An 18,959-nucleotide genomic window follows, 5' to 3' on the forward strand; every position below is an offset into this window, starting at 1 on the left:
GCCTAGCCCGTCAGCTCGCGCACGGCGTCGCCCAGGCGCCGCACGCCCTCGGCGATCTCCTCCGGCGGATGCGTCACGAACGACAGCCGCAGCGCCGCCGGATCGGGCTCGCCCGCGTAGAACGGCGCGCCCGGCACGTACGCCACGTCGTGCTTCACCGCGAACCGCAGCAGTTCCAGCGCGTCGAGCCCGTCCGGGAGGCGGGCCCAGACGAACATGCCGCCCTCCGGCCGGTTCCAGGCGCTGCCGGCGGGCAGCGCGCCGGGCAGGCCCGCGAGGAGGGCGTCCCGCCGCTCCCGGTAGGCACGCCGGATCACCTCCACGTGGGCGTCGAGGTCGCGGTCCCGCAGGTACCGCGCGGCCGCGGCCTGGTCGACGGTCGAGGTGTGCAGGTCGGTGGACTGCTTGACGACCACGCAGATCCGGCGCAGCGCGGCGGGCGCCCGGAGGAAGCCGAGCCGCAGACCGGGCGCCATGATCTTGGAGTAGGAGCCGAGCAGCACGGTCCGGTCCGCCGCGGGCGGCTCCGAGGCGATCCACGGCACCGGCTCCCCGTCGTACCGCAGCTCCCCGTACGGGTCGTCCTCCACGATCCAGAAGCCGTGCCGCTCGGCGGCCTCCGCGACGGCCCGCCGCCGTGCCGGCGGCAGGGTGCGGCCCGTGGGGTTCTGGAAGGTCGGCACCAGGTAGAGCAGCTTCGGCCGCTCGCGGCGGACGATCTCCTCCAGCGCCACCGGGTCGAGTCCGTCGTCGTCGGTCGGCACGGGCACGACCCGGGCGCCCGCGAACGCGAAGGTCTGCAGGGCGGCGAGATAGCCGGGGTCCTCGACGAGGACCGCGTCCCCCGGCTCCAGCAGAGCGGTGGCCATCAGGGTGAGGGCCTGCTGCGACCCCGTGGTGACCAGCAGCTCGCCGGGGTCCGTCGGCAGCCCCCGGGCAGTCAGCCGCCGGGCCGTCGCCTCGCGCAGCGCCGGGTCGCCCTCGGTGAGCGAGTACTGGAGCGCCTGCCGCGGCGCCTCGGCGAGCACGTCCGCGAAGGCCTGCCGCAGGCCCTCGCCGTCGAAGAGTTCGGGAGCCGGCAGACCGCCCGCGAACGAGATCACCTCGGGACGGGCGGTGAGCGCCAGGATGTCGCGGACGGGGGACGAGTCGACGGCGCTCGCCCGGGCGGCGGTCGGAGGCGGTTCGGCACGGTTCATGTCCCGCACTGTACGAAACCCGCGATCACCCCCGCAGACGAACGTGCCTGCGTGGAAGGCGAGTTGCGGGCCCGGCGGGGGTGATCGCGGGGGTCAGCGGCGCCGGTACGCCGGGTCGGCCGGGCCGGGCGCCGCGTCCGCGCCGTGGCGCGCCGCCGACGCCACCGCCTCCAGCACCTCCTCCACCCGGATCCGCAGGAGCCTGGCGTCGGGGGCCCGGCCGTGGGCGTCGCCGGGACGCAGGGGGTCCTCGCCCGGCCGGGGGTGCCACAGCACCTGGTGCCGCGGGTCGCGGGGCGGCCCCCACAGGCGCGGTGCCACGGGGCCGAAGAGGACGACGGAGGGGGTGCCGAGGGCGGTGGCCAGGTGGGCGAGGCCGGTGTCCCCGACCACGACACAGCGGGCCCCGGCCACCAGGGAGCAGAGCAGGCGGAACGGCACGTCGTCGGTGCCGCCCCACACCGCCTCCGGCGGCAGGCCCGCGCCGTCCGCCACCGCGCGGGCGAGCGGGCCCTCGTCCGCCCCGGCGGTGACGACGACGCGGTGTCCGGCGCGGCGCAGGGCCCGGGCCACGGCGGCGAACCGTTCCGGTGGCCAGCGGCGGGCGCCGGAGTCGGCACCCGGATGGATCACGATCGCGCCGGGGGCGGGCGACGGGTCCTCCGGGGGCGGGAGTCGTACGTCGGCGGGGTCGGCCTCGATCCCGTACCACCGCAGCAGCCGGCACCAGCGGTCGCGTTCGTGCTCGTCCTCCCGCCACCCGGGTCCGGCGACGTCGGGCGTGTGCGGGTGCCGGTAGGCGAGGAGCCGGCCCGGGCGCAGGTCCTGGAGGGGCTTGTGGCTGGCGGGACCGTTGCCGTGCAGGTCCACGGCCACCTCCGGCGGGGGGCCGGTCCAGGCCAGTGCGGTGGGGACGGCGCGACCGGGCGCGGCGGCGGGCAGCAGCCGGTCCACCAGGCCGGTCGCCGCCGCGGCGGCGGACAGCCGGGCGGGCGCGGCGAGGACGAGGTCGTGCGCGGGCAGGGCACGGCGCAGCGCCCGCAGGCACGGCACCACGGCCAGCAGGTCGCCGAGCCCCAGCGCGCGCAGGACCAGCACCCGGGGGCGCGGCTCGTGGCCGCCGCCGGGCCGCACGGGCACGGGGCGTCCGTCCTCCTCCGGAGGGGCGGCGGCGGTGCGCGCCGGGCGCGGGGCGCCGGGGCCGGTGTCGGGGGTGCCGTTCACGGCCAGGACGGTTCCCGGCGCGGAACGACGACGAGTTCCCCGACGGCGCTGCCGGCCGGCACGGAGAGCGCGTAGAGGACCGTGTCGGCGACGATCTCCGGGCTCTGCAGCATCGCGGTGTCGGCGTCCGGGAACCGTTCCATGATGAAGGCGGTCTCCATGCCGCCGGCGATGATGCCCGTCACCCCGATGCCCTCGCAGTCGCGCTGGGCCTCCTTGAAGAGGGTGTGGGTGAACGCGCGGAGTCCCGACTTGCTGGCCGCGTAGGGGCCCGCCTCCGTCCAGGTCCTGTTGGCGGCGGTCGAGAGGATGTTGACGATGTGGCCGCCGCCCTGGGCCACCATGCGGCGGTACGCCTCCAGGCACAGGTACATGGGGCCGAGGAGGTTGGTGGTCACCACGCGGGAGACCTCGTCGGCGGTGAGGTGCTCGGCCGACTTCGAGACGTCCACGGCGGCGTTGTTGACGAGGATGTCGACGCGCTCCCCGGCCTCGTCGAGGTCCCGGAAGACGTCGGCGACCGCGCCCGGGTCGCAGACGTCGAGGCCCACGGAGCGGGCGCGCCCGCCCCGGGCCGTGAGGTCCTCGCACAGCTCCTTGGCCAGGTCCTGCCGCACGTCCGCCACGACGACGGAGGCGCCGGCCGCCGCGAGCCGCCGGGAGATGGCCGCTCCCAGTCCTCTGGCCCCTCCGGTGACCAGCGCCTGCCTGCCGCCGAGATCCGAGTACACCGCGCCGCTCATCGGGCTGCCTTTCGTCGTGTGACCCGTGCCGCCGGGCGGGCTGCCCGCGGCGGCACCTACGGGTCCACTGTCACCAGCGGGAGCCGCCCGGGCACGCCGGGTTAGCCCGGCGGGCGGCACGCGTGTGCCGCCCGCCACGCCCGGGCGGCGGCGCGGCGGTCGGCGGGCGCGTGTGAGCAACCCCACGGTGCGCTCCCGACACCGGGCGGGCCAAGGGATGCGGGCGCCCGGCCGGCCCGGCCGGGCGGACGATCACCCCGGTGGTGCCGGCCGGTCTGCCACGATGGTCCGGGACCGATCCCCTCCTTCGCCGGGCGCCGCGCGCTCCGCCGGTGCGGACGGTCCTCTCCCTTCCGTCCTGCCGTCCTCGCGCCCCGGGGTGACTCCGTCGTGCCTTCCTCCGCTCCGTCCCGTTCGCCGTGGCGGTCCCTGCGCCACCGCAGCATGCGGTGGTGGGCCGTCGCCAACTTCGTGTCCAACGCCGGTACGTGGATGCAGCTGACGGTGCAGAACCTGCTCGTCCTCCAGATCACCGGGTCCGCCGCCGCGACGGGCCTCTCGGTCTCCGTGCAGGCGGCGCCGGGCCTGCTGTTCGGCCTCATGGGCGGGGCGGCCGTCGACCGCTGGCCGCGCCGGCTCACCGCCGCCGTGGGCCAGGCGCTGCTGGGCGCGGTGGCCCTCGTCACGGCCGTCCTGGTCGCCTTCGACGGGCTCGACCTGCCGGTGCTGCTGGCCCTGGCGGCGGTCACCGGCCTGATCGCGACCGTCGACGGCCCGGCCTGCGCGCTCCTCGGCAACGACCTCGTCCCCCGCGACGACGTGCCGTCCGCCATCGGGGTGGGCTCGCTCGTCCACAGCGCCGGCCGGCTCGTCGGCGCCGCGCTCGCCGGCGTAGCCGTCGGGTTCCTCGGCACCTCCGCGGCCTACGCGGCCAACGGTCTGTCGTTCCTCTTCGTCGCCTGCGTCATCCCGTTCCTCAAGGCCGCGGAGCCGGCCGCCGGACGCGCGCCGGACGGCCCCGCGGCCGCGGCGGAGCCCGTGGGCGGAGGGACGGCGGGAGCGAGCGCCCGGGAGGGCCTGGCCTTCTTCCTGCGGCGCCCCCGGCTCGTCGCGCTCGCCGCGCTCAACGGGATCGGCGCGATGTTCGGCCGCAACTACTCGCTGACGCTGGTCGTCCTGGTCACCGGGCCGCTCGCCGGGGACGCCGGCGCCTTCAGCAAGGTGTCGACGGTCCTCGCCGTCGGCGGCATCATCGGCGCCGTCCTCGGGGCCCGGCTCCGCCGGCCGGGGGTGCGCCTGGTGGGTGTCCTCACGGTCGCCGGCGCGCTGCTCCAGGTGCTGGCCGGCCTCTCCCCGTCGCTGGCCGTGCTCCTCGTCCTCGTGCTTCCCATGGCCGTCGCGGAGTCCGTCGGGGACACCGCCCAGTCCACGGTGCTGCAGACCGACCCGCCGCCGCACATGCGGGGCCGCGTCCTGGGCGCCTGGTCCACCATCCGCACCGTGTGGGGGCTCGCCGCGCCGCCCGCGCTGGGCCTGATGATGGAGCTGGCCGGCGTGCGGACCGCCCTGGTGGCGGGCGGCCTGATCGTGACCGCGGCCGTGGCGGCGGGGTACCTCCTGCGCGGCCGGGAGCCCCGGGTGGCTCCGGCCGCGCGCACCCCGGAGGCCGCCGCACCCGCCCTCGCCGCCCTGGAGAAGGCGGCCTGAGAGGACGGCCTCCCCGGCGTCAGCGCGGCGCCCGGGGGCCGGTGGCGGCGCGGGCCGCGCGGTCCGCGATGCGGGTGGTGGAGCGGCCGTCGAGGTACGGCAGGACGACGGTCTGCCCGCCCCAGCTCCGCAGCACCTCGGCCTCCGGCAGGGCGTCGGCCGAGTAGTCGCCGCCCTTGACCCACACGTCGGGCCGCAGTGCGGCGAGCAGCGCCTGCGGGGTGTCCTCCTCGAAGGCGACGACGGCGTCGACGCTGCCGAGCGCCGCCAGCACCCGCATCCGGTCCTCCAGGGGCGTGAGCGGGCGGCCCGGCCCCTTCAGCCGCCGCAGCGACTCGTCCGAGTTCACGCAGACGATCAGGCAGTCGCCGATGCGGCGCGCGCTGTCGAGCAGACCCACGTGGCCGGCGTGCAGCAGGTCGAAGCAGCCGCCCGTGGCCACCACGCTGCCACCCGCGGCCCGCACGCTGGCGGCGAGCGCGAACGCGTCGCCCGTCGCGGGCCGCGCGGGCCCGTCCCGGCGCGCCTTCCGCCAGAGCGCGGGGTCGGAGGCGCCGCCGGCCGCGACGAACGCGGCGGCCCCGGCGACCGCGCGCTGGACCGCTTCCTCCGGGAGGGCGCCGTCGGCGAGCGAGACGGCCGCGAGGGCGGCGAAGCAGTCGCCGGCCCCGCACGGGTCGCTCGTCGCCGGGTAGGGCACCGGGACGAGCATGGGCGCCGTGGACCGGGGACGGGTGAGCAGCGCGCCGCGGTCGCCGAGCGTCACCGCCACGCAGACCGCGCCCCACCGCTCGGCGAGTTCGGCGCCGCGCCGGGCGTGCTCGCCCAGCGCGTCGCCCTCGCCGGGGGAGAGGGCGGCCGCCTCGGCCGCGTTCGGGGTGACGAGCCGGGCCCCCCGGACGGGTGCGCGGCCCCGGGGGTGGGGGTCCCACACCAGCGGCACGCGCCGGGCCGCGTCGGCGAGGAGCGACCGCACGGCGTCCGCCGCGCCCCTGCCGTAGTCGGCCACGAGGACGGCGGCGGCCCCGCGGAGGACGTCCCGGACGGCCGCCGGGGCCGGTCCGACGTCGCCGCCGCCCCGGTCGACGCGGATCAGGGGCCGGCCGCCGGCGAGGACGCGGGTCTTCACCGGCAGCGTGCCGTCGAGCGGCAGCTCCACCAGCCGGACCCGCCCCCGCAGCCGGTCGCGGACGGTGTCGCTGGCCCGGTCCTCGCCGAGCGCGGTGACCAGTACGACGTCCCGGCCCGACCGGGCCGCGAGCACGGCCGCCAGCCCGGCGCCGCCGGGGCGGGCGAGTTCCGTCGAGACGTCGACGACGGGCACCGGGGCGTCGGGCGCCATCCGGTCGACGGCGCCGTGGACGTCGCGGTCGAGCAGGACGTCGCCGACGACGACGAGCGGGCCGGGGGTGGTCACGGCGCCCCCTTGAGGACCTCGACCCCGTTGGGGGGCCTCCTCCGGCCGGCCGCCCCGGCGACGGTGGCGGAGGCGGCGAGCGCGGCGTCGAACGACTCGCAGAGGAGGTGCACCGCGACCAGATGGGCCTCCTGCACCGTCGCCGTGGTCGCCGCGTCGATGCACAGGGCCTGGTCGGCCGCTTCGGCGAGCGGGTTCGGGGCGGCGCCGGTCAGCGCCCAGACCTCGACCCCGGTCGCGCGGGCCGTCATCGCGGCGGAGAGCAGGTTGCCGCTCCGTCCCGACGTGGAGAGGAGGACCAGGACGTCACCGGGCCGGCCGTGCGCCGCCACCTGGCGGGCGAAGACGTTCTCGAATCCGTAGTCGTTGCCGATCGCGGTCACGCTCGACGTCTCGGCGTGCAGGGCGATGGCCGAGTAGGCGGCTCGGTCCTCCCGGTAGCGCCCGACCAGTTCGGCGGTCAGGTGCTGGGCCTGTGCGGCGCTGCCGCCGTTGCCGGCGGCGAGCAGCCGCCCACCGGCGGGCAGCACGTCGGCGAGCCGGTGGCCCCAGTGGGCGAGCCGGTCCAGTCCCTGGGCGCGCAGGCGGTGCAGGGCGGTCTGGAGCGACAGGCAGTGGCGGTGCGCTTTCGCGTGCGAGGGTGTCTGACTCATGGCGTCGGGTCGACCGCTCGCGTGAGCGGTCGCCCCACCTCCTTCGGGTGTCGAAGCTGTGCCGGGCGGGCGGGGGCGGCCGGGCCGCCGCACGGGGTGCGCGGGGCCGCCCGCGGCGTCATGGCGTCCGGGCGGCGGCGAGGTGCGGGGCGAGCGCCGCGCGGTAGGCCCGTTCCGTGGCGGCCGCGACGCGGTCCCAGCCGTACCGGCCGGTCACCCGGCGTCGCCCGGCCGCGCCGTACGCCTCGCGCAGGTCCGGGTCGGCCAGCAGCCCGGCCACGGCGTCCGCGAGGGCCCGGGGGTCCCCGGGCGGCACCAGCCGTCCGGTCTCCCCGTCCGCCACGGTGTCGAGCTGTCCTCCGACGGCGCTCGCCACGACGGGCCGGCCGCAGGCCATGGCCTCCAGGGGCACGATGCCGAAGGGCTCGTAGTCGGCGGGGCACAGGACGACGTCGGCGCTCCGCATGAGGGCGGGTACGTCGGCGCAGGGGACCGCCCCGAGGAAGCGCACCCGGTCGGCGACCCCGGCGGCCCGGGCGAGGTCGCGCAGGCGCCGTACCTCGGGGTCGTCGTCGAGCAGGGCGGGACCGGGGCCGCCGGCGATCACGAGCTCGGTTTCGGGCAGCCGGGTGAGCGCGGCCACGGAGACCGCGGCGCCCTTGCGGGGCACGAGGCGGCCTATCTGGAGGAGCCGGTGGGCGTACCGGGTGTCGCGCTCGGCGACCGGGCCGTCCGGGCGGAACCGCTCGGTGTCCACTCCGCACGGCACGACGTCGGCCTTCTCCGCGGGGACGCCCATCCGTTCGAGTTCGGCGACCTCGTCCCGGCAGGTGGCCACGATCCGGTCGCAGCCCAGGCCGATCTCCCGCTCCGTGCCGATGCGGGACGGCGGACTGGTGTCCGCGCCGCCCTGGTGCCTCCTCTTGACGGTGCCGAGCGCGTGGTACGTGTGCAGCAGCGGCAGCCGCAGCTCGCGCGCGGCCGAGAGGGAGGCGAGGCCCGACATCCAGAAGTGCGAGTGGATCAGGTCGGGGCGTCGGCCCTGCTGCCACTGCGCCGTGAGGTGGTCGGCGAACTCCCGCATGTGGGGCAGGAGTTCGTCCTTCGGCAGGTGCTCGGCCGGCCCCGCCGGCACGTGGTGCACCGTCACCCCGGGGCGCAGGCTCGCCCGTTCGGGCAGGTCCCGGGCGTCGCGCCGGGTGTAGACCGCCACGCGGTGGCCGAGGTCGGCGAGGGCCCCGGCCAGACTCGCCACGTGCACGTTCTGGCCGCCCGCGTCGACTCCCCCGAGGGTCGCGAGCGGGCTCGCGTGTTCGGAGACCAGCGCGACGAACAGCGGTCTCCGGGACCGGCGGGCCGGGACGGTGGTGCTCAGCGGGGCCGAGGTCATGACCGCACCTCCGTCATCAGGCGCTCCCAGTCGTCCAGGAAGCGTTTGAGGCCGTAGCGTTCGAGGGCCGCCTGGCGTGCCCGGGCGCCGTCCTCCGCGGCGGCCTCCGGCTCGTCGAGGTAGTGGCGTACGGCGCGGGCCAGCACCTCGGGCCGGGTGGAGAGGACTCCGGTGCCGGGCCGGACCGCTTCCACGGCCTCCGTGGCGGCCAGCGCCACCACCGGCATCCCCAGGTGCATGGCCTCCAGCAGGGACAGCCCCAGCGACGTCCAGCGGACCGGGTGCAGGTAGAGGCGGCGTTCCGCGAGCGCCGCGTGCAGGTCCCGCTGGGGCAGTTCGTAGGAGCGGCACCGCTCGGCGGGCAGGCCCAGGTGCCCCGCGAGCCCTTCGGTGCGCATCCCGAAGACGTCCAGGGGCGCGGACTCCGCCAGCCGCGGCAGCAGGTCGGTACCGGTGTACCGGCCGCGGCGGACCGGTTCGTTGACCACCACCGCGGCGCGCGCCAGGGAGCCCGTGTAGAGGTGTCCCGGGTCGACGATGCCGTGCTCGATGACCTCGGTGCGGGTGCCGCCGTTGTCCCAGAAGACCCGGTTGAAGTGCGTGACGTGCACCAGGGTCAGGTCGTCGCGGTCCGCGCACGGGTGGCGGGTGTCCGGGACGTCGCCGTCGGGCGCGTTGTGCTCCAGGTAGACGGCGGGGACGTCCCGGCCGGGCCGGCGCCGGAGCCAGCGCTCGGCGAGTTCCGCCTCGTGCGGCCGTTGCAGCACGACGAGGTCGACGGGGGCGTCGGCGAGTTCGGCGGGCGTGACCTCGCGGACCGAGTCGGGCCAGACGAAGGTCCTGGCCCGTCCCAGGCCGTCGGGACCCCGGTCGGGGGTGACCGGGACGAGATAGGTGTGGGGGCCCTGGACGAACGCCGTGGTCCAGGAACCGTGCACGTGCCACAGCAGGATGTTCATGCGTCTACTCCTCGGTCTCTCCGGCCGGCGGCCTCGGCGCCGACCGGGCCCCCGCCGTCGGGCGCGGCCGTCAGGAGGGTGTCCACGGCAGCGAGCAGTTCGCCGTCGCCGATGCCGTCCAGGCAGGGGTGTCCGGCCACCGGGCAGGCGCGGGCCCTGCTGCCCGCGCAGGCCGCGTCCTGGTCGCCGAGCAGGACGTGGGGCACCCGGTAGGGGCGCCAGCGTCCGGCCGGCACCACGGGGGCGAAGGCGCAGACGACGGGGGTGCCCACGGCGCAGGCGAGGTGCATCGGGCCGGTGTTGCCGGTCACGACGACCCGGGCCCCGGCGAGGACCCCCGCCAGTTCGTGGAGGTCGTTCGTGGCGCCGCCCAGGTCGAGGCCGTGCCGCCCCGCGACCTCGGCGGTCAGGTCCTTCTCGGCCCGGCTGCCGGTGACGACGACGCGGTGTCCGGCCCCGTGCAGCGCGGCGACGGCGCGCGCCGCCCGGGCGGCGCTCCACCTGCGGGAGGCCACGGCGGCCCCCGGGTGCAGCACCACGTACGGTTCGGGGCCGGTCAGGCGGGTCGACTCGGGCGGCGGGAGGACGCGGAGGGAGCCGTCGTCGCCGGGCGGCAGCCGGTGACCGAAGGCGCGGACGAGGTCGAGCGCCGCCTCCGCCTCGTGCCGGCCGGGCTGCCGCCGGTGCCGGAGCGCCAGGAGGGAGCCGGGGTACTCCTCGCAGTCGGCGGCGACCCGCTCCACGCCCGCGAGGGCGAGCAGCAGGGCCGTCGGCAGCGGGCTCTGGTGGTACGAGACCAGGATCACGCCCTGGTCGAAGCGGCCGGCGGCCAGGGCGTCCACGAGCAGCTCGCACTCCTCGCGGGAGGTCCTGCCCGGCTCCAGGCCGACCCAGGGGGCGTCGTAGACGAGGACCTGGTCGACCCCGGGGAGCAGCCGGGCCGCCGGGGCGCCCTGCGGTCCGCAGAGCAGGGTGGTGTGCGAGGACCCGGCGGCGACCGCGCGGACGGCGGGTCCGGCCAGCAGGACGTCGCCGGCGCTGTCGAGGCGGACGACCAGGCTCCGCGGGGCGGTCATCGGACGCCTCCCGGTGCGCGAGCCGGCCGGCCGCTCGTCAGGATCAGCCGGACGGCGGCCCGCAGGTCGGACGCGGTCTCGGCCGCCGCGGCGATCTCGTCCGGGCGGGTCACGGGGGTCGGCACCAGGACGCCGCGCGCCCCGGCCGCGTCGGCGGCCCGCACGTCGGCGCCGATGTCGCCGACGACGACGGTGCGTTCCGGGGACGCGCCGAGCCGCTCGCAGGCGGCGAGGACCAGGCCGGGTGCCGGCTTGCGGCAGGCGCAGCCGTGGCCGGGGCCGTGCGGGCACACCGCCCACACGGCGAACGGCCCGAACAGCGCGTCGACCCGCCGGCGTACGGACTCCACCTGCCGCCGGGTCAGCAGTCCGCGGGCGACGCCCGACTGGTTGCTGACGACGCCGACGGGGATCCCCCGGTCGCGCAGGGCCGCCACCGCGGCGCGGGCGTGCGGCATCGGGACCACGCGGTCGGGGTCGCCGTTGTAGGGGACGTCGACGACGAGGGTCCCGTCGCGGTCGAAGAGGACCGCCTCCGGCAGCCGTCCGGCGGCCGCGTGACGCGGCCGCCCGGGGGGCGTGGCGGGGGCGTCCCACAGCCAGGGGCCGGCGGGGAGCCGGTCGTCGCGGACGGCGGGTCCGCCGGGGGCGCGGGTCATGTCCGCACCTCCCCGCGGGCCACGGGCCGCGGCGCGGCGGCGGGCGCTCCCGGCGGACGCGCCGGTCCGAGGGGCCGGGCGGTCCGGTGCGCGAGGTGGCCGCGCAGCCGGTGCCAGGTGGCGACGGGCGGGATCAGGGCGCTGGTCACCAGCATGGTCGTGACCTCGGTACGGCTCCGGGGGCCGGGCGCGACGCGCGCGGCGGCGAACTCGGCGGTACCCGCCAGCCAGCCGGCCGCGCACACCGCGGCGGCGCCGGTCCGGCCCGCCACGGCGAAGCCGACGGCGGCGACGGCCGCCGCGCTGACGGCGACGTGGCGCCGGATCCGGCCGCGGGGGGCGCCGGCCCGTTCCCACCAGGCGCGGCCGTGCAGCCGGTTCATCAGGACGTCGTCGGCGTTGCCCGCCTGGACGCGGACGGACACCCAGCGGTCGGCGGGGCGCACCGGATGCGCGGTGCGGCGGGTGCCGGGCGCGAGGGCCCAGCCGCCGTCGAGGAGGCGCAGGGCGAGGTCCGCGTCCTCCCGGAAGGCCCGGGGGAAGCGTTCGTCGAAGCCGCCGGAGGCGTCCAGCGCCTCGCGCCGGAAGGCCATGTCGGCGGTGATCCAGCGGGCCGTGGACAGGCCGGCCGTGGTGCGTTCCCAGTCGGTGGGCCGGCGGTCCCGCGGCAGCGGCACCTCGATGCGGGCGGTGACGGCGGCCGTCGTCCGGGAGGCCGAGGCGAGGTCGCGGGCCAGGGCCCGGCCCCAGCCGTCCCCGGGCACGACGTCGTCGTCGAGGAACACGATCCAGGGGGCGTCGCGGACCGCCCGGGCGCCGGCGTTGCGCGCGGCGGCGGGGCCCCGGCCGGCGCCGGCCACGACGGTGGTCACCGGCCGCAGCGCCGCCGGCACGTCCGCGGCGGGCGGGCGGCCGTCGGCGTCGGGGCGGTCGTGGACGAGGACGACCTCCGCCGGCCCCGTGCCGTCGGCCGTGGCGGCGGCGAGGGCCTCCAGGCAGACCCGGAGGCTGGGCCTGCCGAGGGTGGGGACGACCACCGCGTACGGCGGGGGAGTCTGCTGCGGGTCCATCGGTTCACCCGCCCTCTCCGTCGCGGTACAGCGCGCCCCGGCGGACGGCGTAGGGGCCGATGGCGAGCAGGTCCACGGGGGAGGAGCCGAAGCACTCCAGCGCGTCCCTGGGGTCGTCCACCATGGGCCGGCCGGCCGTGTTCAGGCTGGTGTTGACGACCACCGGCAGGCCGGTCCGCCGCTCGAACTCGGTGAGCATCCGGGCCACCAGGGGTTCCCGCCGCGCGTCGACGGTCTGGATGCGGGCCGTTCCGTCGACGTGGACGACGGCCGGGATCCGCTCGCGCCAGGCGGGGGCCACGTCGTGGACGAAGAGCATGTACGGGCTGGGCATCGGGCCGTCGAAGATCTCGGCCGCCCGCTCGGCGAGCACCATGGGCGCCACGGGCCGGAACTGCTCGCGGCCCTTGACGTCGTTGAGCCGTTCCAGGTTTCCCGCGTGGCCGGGGTGGGCCAGCAGCGAACGGTGGCCCAGGGCCCGGGGACCGTACTCGGACCGGCCCTGGAACCAGGCGACGACGGCGTTGTCGGCGAGGGCCTCGGCGACGGTCGCGGCGATGTCCGCCGGGCGTTCGAAGGGGACGCCGGCCGTCTTGAGCCAGGCGCCGATCTCCGCGTCCGACCAGTCCCGGCCGAGGTCGGCCCCGCTCATCGGCTCCGGGTCGTCCCCGGCGCCGGCGGCGAGCAGCAGCGCCGAGCCGAGGGCCGTTCCGGCGTCACCGGCCGCGGGCTGCACCCAGACCCGCGCGAACGGACCTTCGCGGGCGATGCGGGAGTTGGCGACGCAGTTGAGGGCGACGCCCCCGGCGAGGGTGAGGACGGTGTCGTGGGTGCGGCCGTGCAGCCAGCGCGCGAGGTCGAGGAGCGTCTCCTCCAGGACGGCCTGGGCGCTGGCGGCGATGTCGGCGTGCGCGGCGGTCCACGGCTCGTCCGCGCCGCGCGGCGGGCAGAACTCGTGCCAGGGGACGCCGGTCGCGCGGAAGCCGCCGTCGCCGGTCGGGTACACGTACCGCCGCAGCTCGCCCAGCATGCGGGGGGTGCCGTGGGAGGCGAGGGCCATCACCTTGAACTCGTCGGACGACCTCAGGAAGCCGAGGTGGGCGGTGAGTTCCTCGTACACGAGCCCCAGCGAGTGCGGGAGGTCCTGCGCGTACAGCGGTTCGAGGCGGTCGCCGACGCGGCGCGCCGCCAGGTGGGAGGCGCGCTCGCCGCGCCCGTCGAGCACCAGGACGGAACTGTTCTCCGCGCCGTCGGCGGCGAAGGCGCCCGAGGCCGCGTGCGCCATGTGGTGGGGCACGAACCGGACGAGGCCCGGGTCGAGTCCGGGAAGGGCCGTGGCGAGGAAGCCCGGCGCCTCGCGGGCGTACGTCTGCCGCAGGTGGTCCCACGGGTCGTGCAGGCCCAGCTCGTCGGCGGGCAGGGCGAGGGCCGGATCGTAGGAGTACGCGACGGCGTCCAGGTCCTGCGGGCGCAGCCCCGCCCGGCGCAGGCACCAGGCGGCGGCCTGCTCGGGCAGCTCCCACGCGGAGAAGGGGACGGGCCGCTTTCCGTGCTTGCGCCGCGAGAACCGCTCCTCCTCCGCGGCGGCGACGGTGCGCCCGTCGACGACGAGTGCGGCGGAGGGGTCGTGGAACAGCGCGTTGATGCCGAGAATACGCATGGCGGTACGGGCCTTTCGGCTGGTACGGGCGGGCCGCCGGCGGGAACGGACCGGCCCGCGCGGTCAGTTGTCGGGGTGGGCGCGGCACCAGTCGATGGTGTGGCGCAGCCCCTCCTCGGCCGTCACGAGCGGCTCCCACTGGAGCTTGTCCCGGGCCAGGGTGATGTCGGGGCAGCGCACGGCGGGGTCGTCCGTGGGACGCTCGACGAAGACGATCTCCGAGTCGGATCCGGTCAGTTCGATGATCCGACGGGCGAGGTCCAGCATGGTGACCTCGGCGGGGTTGCCGAGGTTCACCGGCCCCGGCATGCCGTGCGCGGCGGCCGCGAGGATGCCCGCGACCGTGTCGTCGACGTAGCAGAGCGACCGGGTCTGCAGCCCGTCGCCCGTGACGGTGAGCGGGGCGCCCGCCAGGGCCTGCCGGATGAAGGTCGGCACGGCGCGGCCGTCGTAACCCCTCATGCGCGGGCCGTAGGTGTTGAACAGCCGCACCACACAGGTGTCGGTGCCGAGCGCCGTGCCGTGGGCCGTGGTGAACGCCTCGCCGAAGCGTTTCGCCTCGTCGTAGACGCTCCGCGGACCGACCGGGTTGACGTGGCCCCAGTACCGCTCGTTCTGCGGATGCTCCTGAGGGTCGCCGTACACCTCGGAGGTGGAGGCGAGGAGGAACCGGGCCTCGCTGCGGTGCGCGAGCTCCAGCGCGTTGCGGGTGCCGAGGCTGCCGGCCTCCAGCGTGTGCAGCGGGAGCCGGAGGTAGTCGGCCGGGGAGGCGGGCGAGGCCAGGTGGAGGACGAGGTCGGGCGGCCGCTCCACGGTGAAGGGCCGCGAGACGTTCGCCTCCTGGAGGGTGAATCCCGGCCGGCCCACCAGGTGCGCCACGTTCTCGGGCCGTCCGGTGCTGAAGTCGTCGACGCAGGTGACCGCGGTGCCGGCCGCGACCAGGGCGGAGCACAGGTGCGAGCCGACGAACCCGGCGCCCCCGGTGACGACGGCGTGCTCCCAGGTGGGCGACGCGAGAGGGCCCATGGTGATCTCCTCACAGACGGGAGGGAAACGCGGGGCGCAGGTCGAGGGCGGGTGCTCCTCACCGCGCCGTCCCGTACCTGGGGACAGCCCGCAGGGATGCCCTCAGCCTGCCGAAGGCCCCGCCACGCCGCTCGGGAGGAAGGGCATCCGGGTGAACACGCGGAGTGACCACCCCGTCCCGGACCCACCACGGCCCCACTCCCGTACGTCCCCGGCTCCCGTACGTCCCCGGCTCCCGTACGTCCCCGGCTCCCGTACGCCTCCCGCTCCCGTTGCGCCCCCGGCCCCTGCCCCCGCCCCCCGGTCCCTGCCCCGGCCGCCGCCGCGGCCTCCGCCCTCCGTCGCGCCGGCTCAGACGACGGGGGCGCGGTCCGTCACGAAGTGGGCCAACCGCTCCACCTCGGGGAACGCGGGCTCCAGGTACAGCGGCGCGTGCCGGACGGGGCGCGGCGCCGGCACGACCAGCAGCCGGTGCGTCCGGTTGACCTCCTTGCCGAAGCCGTCCCGGACCGAGGTGACGGTGTGCCGCGCCTCCTCGATCTCGTCCCAGCGCACGGCCACCGGGGAGCGGCCCTCCGCCAGCCAGGCCATCCCGCCGTCCCACACCACCACCCAGGTCGCCGGGTGCCGCACGCCGGGGCGCTTCCCCCAGCCGATGCCCAGCGCCGCGAGGGTCAGCCCGTAGCCGAGCGAGAAGCCGATGTACAGCGGGAAGGGGATCTCGGGCTCCTGCCGCACGAGCACCACGCCCCACGTGGTCAGGCCGCCGAGGAGGAGCGCGACGACCAGGGCCGTCAGCAGCGCGAACCAGGAGCCGCCGTACCTGCGCGCCCCGACCGTGTGGCGCACCTCCCCGAGCTCCATGCCCCGGACCGCGTCCTTGAACGCCTCGACCACGTCGTCGGAGAACCCCACCCGTTCCACTGCGCCCCCTCGGCCCGTTCCTGAAGGTCGACTTCCTGCGGAGAGGCACCGGTCGGCGTGCCGATGCGCCGCCAGTATGCCGGACCCAAACGTTTGGGCCAAACGTTTGGGCAAACCCGTCCCGTACCATCACCCCCACCGGGGCAGTCGACGGTGACGGAACGAGGGAAGGAGTCGCGGCCGTGGCAGGCGAGCGACCAGTGACGCTCCAGGGCATCGCCGAGCGACTCGGCCTGCACGTCTCGACCGTCTCGCGCGTGCTCAACGGGCGGGACGGCGGAAGCGCCCGCGCCGCGTCCGGCGACACCGCCCGCCGCATCCGGGAGCTCGCGGACGAACTCGGCTACCGGCCCAACCCCTTGGCCGCCGGACTGCGCACCCGCCGCAGCAACCTCATCGGCGTCCTCGTGCCGCGTCTCTCCGAGATCGTGATGGCCACCATCTACGAGGGCGCCGAGGAGGCCGCGGCGGCCCACGGCCTGTCGGCCTTCGTCACCAACACCCGCGACGAGCCCGCGCTCCAGCGCGAGCGCATCGCCATGGTGCTGGACCGCCGCGTCGACGGCCTGGTCATCGGCGACGCGCACCTCGACGGGGCCGCCCTCGACCTGCCCGCCCTGCGCGACACCCCCTTCGTCCTCGTCAACCGCCGCACCGCCGCCGGCCACCCCTCCGTCACCTGCGACGACCGGCTGGGCGGCCGGCTCGTCGCCGAACACCTCCTCGCCCTGGGCCACCGGTCCGTGGGGGTCGTCGCCGGGCAGCCCTTCGCCAGCACCGGAGCGGACCGCACCGCGGGCTTCGTCGAGCGCTACCGCGAGGCGGGCCTCCCCGTGCCCGCCGCGCGGGTCGTCCACTCGGCCTTCGACACGGCCGGCGGCAGGCACGCCGCGCACCGACTGCTCCACGTCCCAGAGGACCGCCCCACCGCCCTCTTCGCCGTCAACGACTTCGCGGCCATCGGCGCCGCGGGCGCGGCCCGCGACCTCGGTCTCCGGCTCGGCCGGGACCTCGCCCTGGCCGGCTTCAACGACACGCCCCTGGTCGCGGAACTGCCCGTCCCGCTGACCAGCGTCCACTCGCCCATGACCGAGCAGGGGCGCCGGGCGGTGGAGCTCCTGCTGCGCCGCATCGCCGGCGAGGACGTCCGCTCCGAGGTCCTGACGCCGCGCCTCGTGGCGCGTGCGTCCACCGGGCGGTCCGTGGGCGCGCCACTCTTGTAGGGGCCCGGCGCCGAGGTCCCGGAGAACCCGCCCTACAGCGCGTCGAGTCCGCGCTCGTGGCGGTCCACGGCCTCGCGGACGGCGTCGACGAACCCGTTCCAGAAGTGGGCCTCGTGCGCGGACCCCACGCCGGCGGTCGTCCGGCGGCCGGAGGCGCTGGAGAAGTCGCCGAACATCGCCCTGCGGAGTTCGGTGGAGAGCTCCAGCTGCGCACCGGCGCCGCTGCGGGTGCGGTTGACGATGTTGTCCGGGTCGTCGCCGTTCAGGGGGCTGTCGACGCCCGCGACGGAGACCGTCACGTCGAGCGCGGGGTCGGCGTTCCCCTTCTTCAGGCCGTGCGCGGCGAAGGCCGCGGCGAGGTTGCGCATCAGGCGCGCGTCCCGGCCGCCGATGAGTATCTGCTTCGCCGGCGTGCCCGCGTCCGGCGCGAAGCCGTGCAGGGAGACCGCGTACAGGTTGGCCCCGCAGACGGCCAGGGCGGCGGGGTCGTCGCAGTGGGTCGAGGTGACGTGGAGGGAGCCGGAGGACGCCAGGCCCTCGAACATCCAGTAGTCGCGCTGCGGCACGGCGGGGTCCGCCACCGGATCGGTCCCGGCGCCGACGCGCGAGTACCCGGCCAGGGTGAGGCAGAGCTCGCTGGTGCCCGCCTCGATGCCGCCGCCGTGCGGCGCGATGACGGCCGTGCTGCGCACGGCGGCGCTGCTCGCGCTCGTGTTGTCGAGGAGCAGGCCCTGGGGGTGGGTGCGGAAGCGCCGCATCCAGTGGACGCCCTCCTGGTACTGGGCGCTGCTGTACAGCGCCGTGTTCGTGGGGAAGCCGTCCGCGGTGGTCGCCGCGACGGCGGTGCCGCCGTTCCCGGCGAGGTCGTTGAGCAGCGGCAGGGTCGCCGCCGCGGCGGCGACGGAGGTCAGGAGGGTGCGCCTGCTGGTGAGGTTCATGCGCCGATCATCCCAGCGCCCCCGGACCCACCCGGCGGCCCCTCCCGGAACCGCGCCCGGAGCCCCGGTCCGGTGCCGCCGGAACCCTGGACGCGGTTCGGCCGGCGCTCTACAACAGGGACGAAGACCGCGAACCACCCGCCCCGCCGCCACGGCCCGACCCGCCTTCCCGTACGGCCCCTTCAGCACCGTCCCACCCCCGACCGAACGAAGGGTTCCGCCGCGATGACCGCCACCACCCCCGCCGATCCCACCTCGCCCCGAAGCACGTCGACTTCCGGAAGGGCGCGCTCCTGAAGCCCCTGGCCGACTACGGCTGGGCCGTCGGCCTCGCCGCCGCCCTCCTCCTCTACACGGGCCTCATGGGGCGCCGTCGTCGGAGTGACGCCCCGGCGCGGCAGGGCGCCCGGACGGGACCGGCTGCCTAGGGTCGGTCGCACGTCTGACCCCCGGCTCGGAGAGGAGCCCCCGTGTCCTCACGGCTCAACCCCTACCTCAGCTTCACCGGCTCGGCGAAGCGGGCCCTCGACTTCTACCAGGACGTCTTCGGCGGCGAGCCCGTCGTCCACACCTACTCCCAGTACGGGGAGGCACCCCCCGGCTTCGAGGACAAGATCATGCACGGCATGCTGGAGACCCCGGCGGGCTTCACGCTGATGGTCGCGGACACCCCGCCCGGCATGGACCACACCCCCGGCTCCACCATCAGCATCAGCGTCAGCGGCGACGACGAGGCCGAACTCCGCGGCTACTGGGACAGGCTCTCCGCGCGCGGCGCGGTCTCCGTGCCGCTGGAGCGGCAGATGTGGGGCGACGTCTTCGGCATGTGCACCGACGAGTTCGGCGTCGTCTGGATGGTGAACATCGCCACCCCCTCCGCCTGAGCGCCCGCGCCCGCCCTGACCACCGGAAACGTGGGTGAGAAGCACCTCGAACACCTGGTAGATTGATGTTCGTCGCCGCGAGGGAGACCAGCGGGGACCAACACCTTGTCCGGGTGGCGGAATGGCAGACGCGCTAGCTTGAGGTGCTAGTGCCCTTTATCGGGCGTGGGGGTTCAAGTCCCCCCTCGGACACGATCGACGACGAGC

17 protein-coding genes and 1 tRNA gene are annotated in these 18,959 nt (G+C 76.7%); 4 read left to right on the forward strand and 14 right to left on the reverse strand.

The features are described 5' to 3' along the window. Positions 1 to 2: 2 nt before the first annotated feature. The 3 genes from ACFZCF_RS20280 to ACFZCF_RS20290 form a co-directional block, all read right to left on the reverse strand. Positions 3 to 1,199 carry a PLP-dependent aminotransferase family protein gene (locus tag ACFZCF_RS20280; protein ID WP_388445302.1) on the reverse strand — a complete coding sequence of 399 codons (1,197 nt, stop codon included), beginning with the start codon at positions 1,197 to 1,199 and terminating at the stop codon, positions 3 to 5. Positions 1,200 to 1,292: 93 nt separating this feature from the next. Beyond that, positions 1,293 to 2,423 (reverse strand): glycosyltransferase family 9 protein, encoded by a 1,131-nt coding sequence (locus ACFZCF_RS20285; protein WP_391287785.1) that lies wholly within the window; start codon positions 2,421 to 2,423, stop codon positions 1,293 to 1,295. Then, a complete protein-coding gene (locus ACFZCF_RS20290) occupies positions 2,420 to 3,166 on the reverse strand; it encodes an SDR family oxidoreductase (RefSeq protein WP_388445307.1) in 747 nt (248 codons plus the stop codon). The genes ACFZCF_RS20285 and ACFZCF_RS20290 overlap by 4 nt, the downstream gene beginning before the upstream one ends. A gap of 444 nt (positions 3,167 to 3,610) precedes the next feature. Here ACFZCF_RS20290 and ACFZCF_RS20295 point away from each other — a divergent pair, with 444 nt between their 5' ends. Next, positions 3,611 to 4,873, forward strand: a complete 1,263-nt coding sequence (locus tag ACFZCF_RS20295; RefSeq protein WP_391288236.1) for an MFS transporter — start codon at positions 3,611 to 3,613, stop codon at positions 4,871 to 4,873. A 19-nt stretch (positions 4,874 to 4,892) separates the two neighbouring features. On the opposite strand, the gene rfaE2 is transcribed toward ACFZCF_RS20295, so the two are convergent. The 10 genes from rfaE2 to ACFZCF_RS20345 all read right to left on the reverse strand — a co-directional run bounded on the left by rfaE2 (position 4,893) and on the right by ACFZCF_RS20345 (position 15,707). Then, on the reverse strand, positions 4,893 to 6,290 hold the full coding sequence (gene rfaE2 / locus ACFZCF_RS20300; protein WP_391287787.1) for a D-glycero-beta-D-manno-heptose 1-phosphate adenylyltransferase: 1,398 nt from the start codon (positions 6,288 to 6,290) through the stop codon (positions 4,893 to 4,895). Further along, positions 6,287 to 6,943, reverse strand: a complete 657-nt coding sequence (locus ACFZCF_RS20305; protein ID WP_388445314.1) for an SIS domain-containing protein — start codon at positions 6,941 to 6,943, stop codon at positions 6,287 to 6,289. The genes rfaE2 and ACFZCF_RS20305 overlap by 4 nt, the downstream gene beginning before the upstream one ends. A 118-nt stretch (positions 6,944 to 7,061) precedes the next feature. Further along, positions 7,062 to 8,333: a glycosyltransferase gene (locus ACFZCF_RS20310; RefSeq protein WP_391287789.1), complete on the reverse strand. Its 1,272-nt coding sequence runs from the start codon at positions 8,331 to 8,333 to the stop codon at positions 7,062 to 7,064. Next, positions 8,330 to 9,292 (reverse strand): glycosyltransferase, encoded by a 963-nt coding sequence (locus tag ACFZCF_RS20315; protein WP_391287791.1) that lies wholly within the window; start codon positions 9,290 to 9,292, stop codon positions 8,330 to 8,332. Before ACFZCF_RS20315 ends, ACFZCF_RS20310 begins: the two co-directional genes overlap by 4 nt. Then, positions 9,289 to 10,368: a glycosyltransferase family 9 protein gene (locus ACFZCF_RS20320; protein WP_391287792.1), complete on the reverse strand. Its 1,080-nt coding sequence runs from the start codon at positions 10,366 to 10,368 to the stop codon at positions 9,289 to 9,291. The genes ACFZCF_RS20315 and ACFZCF_RS20320 overlap by 4 nt, the downstream gene beginning before the upstream one ends. Beyond that, on the reverse strand, positions 10,365 to 11,027 hold the full coding sequence (locus tag ACFZCF_RS20325) for an HAD-IIIA family hydrolase (RefSeq protein WP_391287793.1): 663 nt from the start codon (positions 11,025 to 11,027) through the stop codon (positions 10,365 to 10,367). The genes ACFZCF_RS20320 and ACFZCF_RS20325 overlap by 4 nt, the downstream gene beginning before the upstream one ends. After that, the gene (locus tag ACFZCF_RS20330; RefSeq protein WP_388445328.1) at positions 11,024 to 12,097 is read right to left on the reverse strand and encodes a glycosyltransferase family 2 protein; all 1,074 of its coding nucleotides are present in this window, start codon (positions 12,095 to 12,097) and stop codon (positions 11,024 to 11,026) included. The genes ACFZCF_RS20325 and ACFZCF_RS20330 overlap by 4 nt, the downstream gene beginning before the upstream one ends. A gap of 4 nt (positions 12,098 to 12,101) precedes the next feature. Then, positions 12,102 to 13,757, reverse strand: a complete 1,656-nt coding sequence (locus ACFZCF_RS20335; RefSeq protein WP_391287796.1) for a carbamoyltransferase C-terminal domain-containing protein — start codon at positions 13,755 to 13,757, stop codon at positions 12,102 to 12,104. A gap of 63 nt (positions 13,758 to 13,820) precedes the next feature. Continuing rightward, positions 13,821 to 14,783 carry an NAD-dependent epimerase/dehydratase family protein gene (locus ACFZCF_RS20340; RefSeq protein ID WP_388445334.1) on the reverse strand — a complete coding sequence of 321 codons (963 nt, stop codon included), beginning with the start codon at positions 14,781 to 14,783 and terminating at the stop codon, positions 13,821 to 13,823. Between the two features lie 351 nt (positions 14,784 to 15,134). Further along, entirely contained in the window at positions 15,135 to 15,707 is a 573-nt protein-coding gene (locus ACFZCF_RS20345) for a hypothetical protein (protein WP_391287797.1), read from the reverse strand. Positions 15,708 to 15,889: 182 nt separating this feature from the next. Here ACFZCF_RS20345 and ACFZCF_RS20350 point away from each other — a divergent pair, with 182 nt between their 5' ends. After that, positions 15,890 to 16,930: a substrate-binding domain-containing protein gene (locus tag ACFZCF_RS20350; protein ID WP_391287800.1), complete on the forward strand. Its 1,041-nt coding sequence runs from the start codon at positions 15,890 to 15,892 to the stop codon at positions 16,928 to 16,930. 32 nt (positions 16,931 to 16,962) lie between these two features. Here ACFZCF_RS20350 and ACFZCF_RS20355 read toward each other — a convergent pair whose 3' ends face one another. After that, positions 16,963 to 17,868, reverse strand: coding sequence for a poly-gamma-glutamate hydrolase family protein (locus ACFZCF_RS20355; RefSeq protein ID WP_391287802.1), 906 nt, complete (start codon positions 17,866 to 17,868; stop codon positions 16,963 to 16,965). A gap of 470 nt (positions 17,869 to 18,338) precedes the next feature. On the opposite strand from ACFZCF_RS20355, the gene ACFZCF_RS20360 reads away from it, so the two are divergent. Both ACFZCF_RS20360 and ACFZCF_RS20365 read left to right on the forward strand, forming a co-directional pair. Further along, positions 18,339 to 18,752: a VOC family protein gene (locus ACFZCF_RS20360; protein WP_391287804.1), complete on the forward strand. Its 414-nt coding sequence runs from the start codon at positions 18,339 to 18,341 to the stop codon at positions 18,750 to 18,752. Between the two features lie 107 nt (positions 18,753 to 18,859). After that, positions 18,860 to 18,944: transfer RNA gene (locus ACFZCF_RS20365), tRNA-Leu, on the forward strand. The last annotated feature ends 15 nt before the right edge of the window (positions 18,945 to 18,959 follow it).

This window comes from Streptomyces sp. NPDC007945, assembly GCF_042958885.1.
GTDB lineage: Bacteria > Actinomycetota > Actinomycetes > Streptomycetales > Streptomycetaceae > Streptomyces.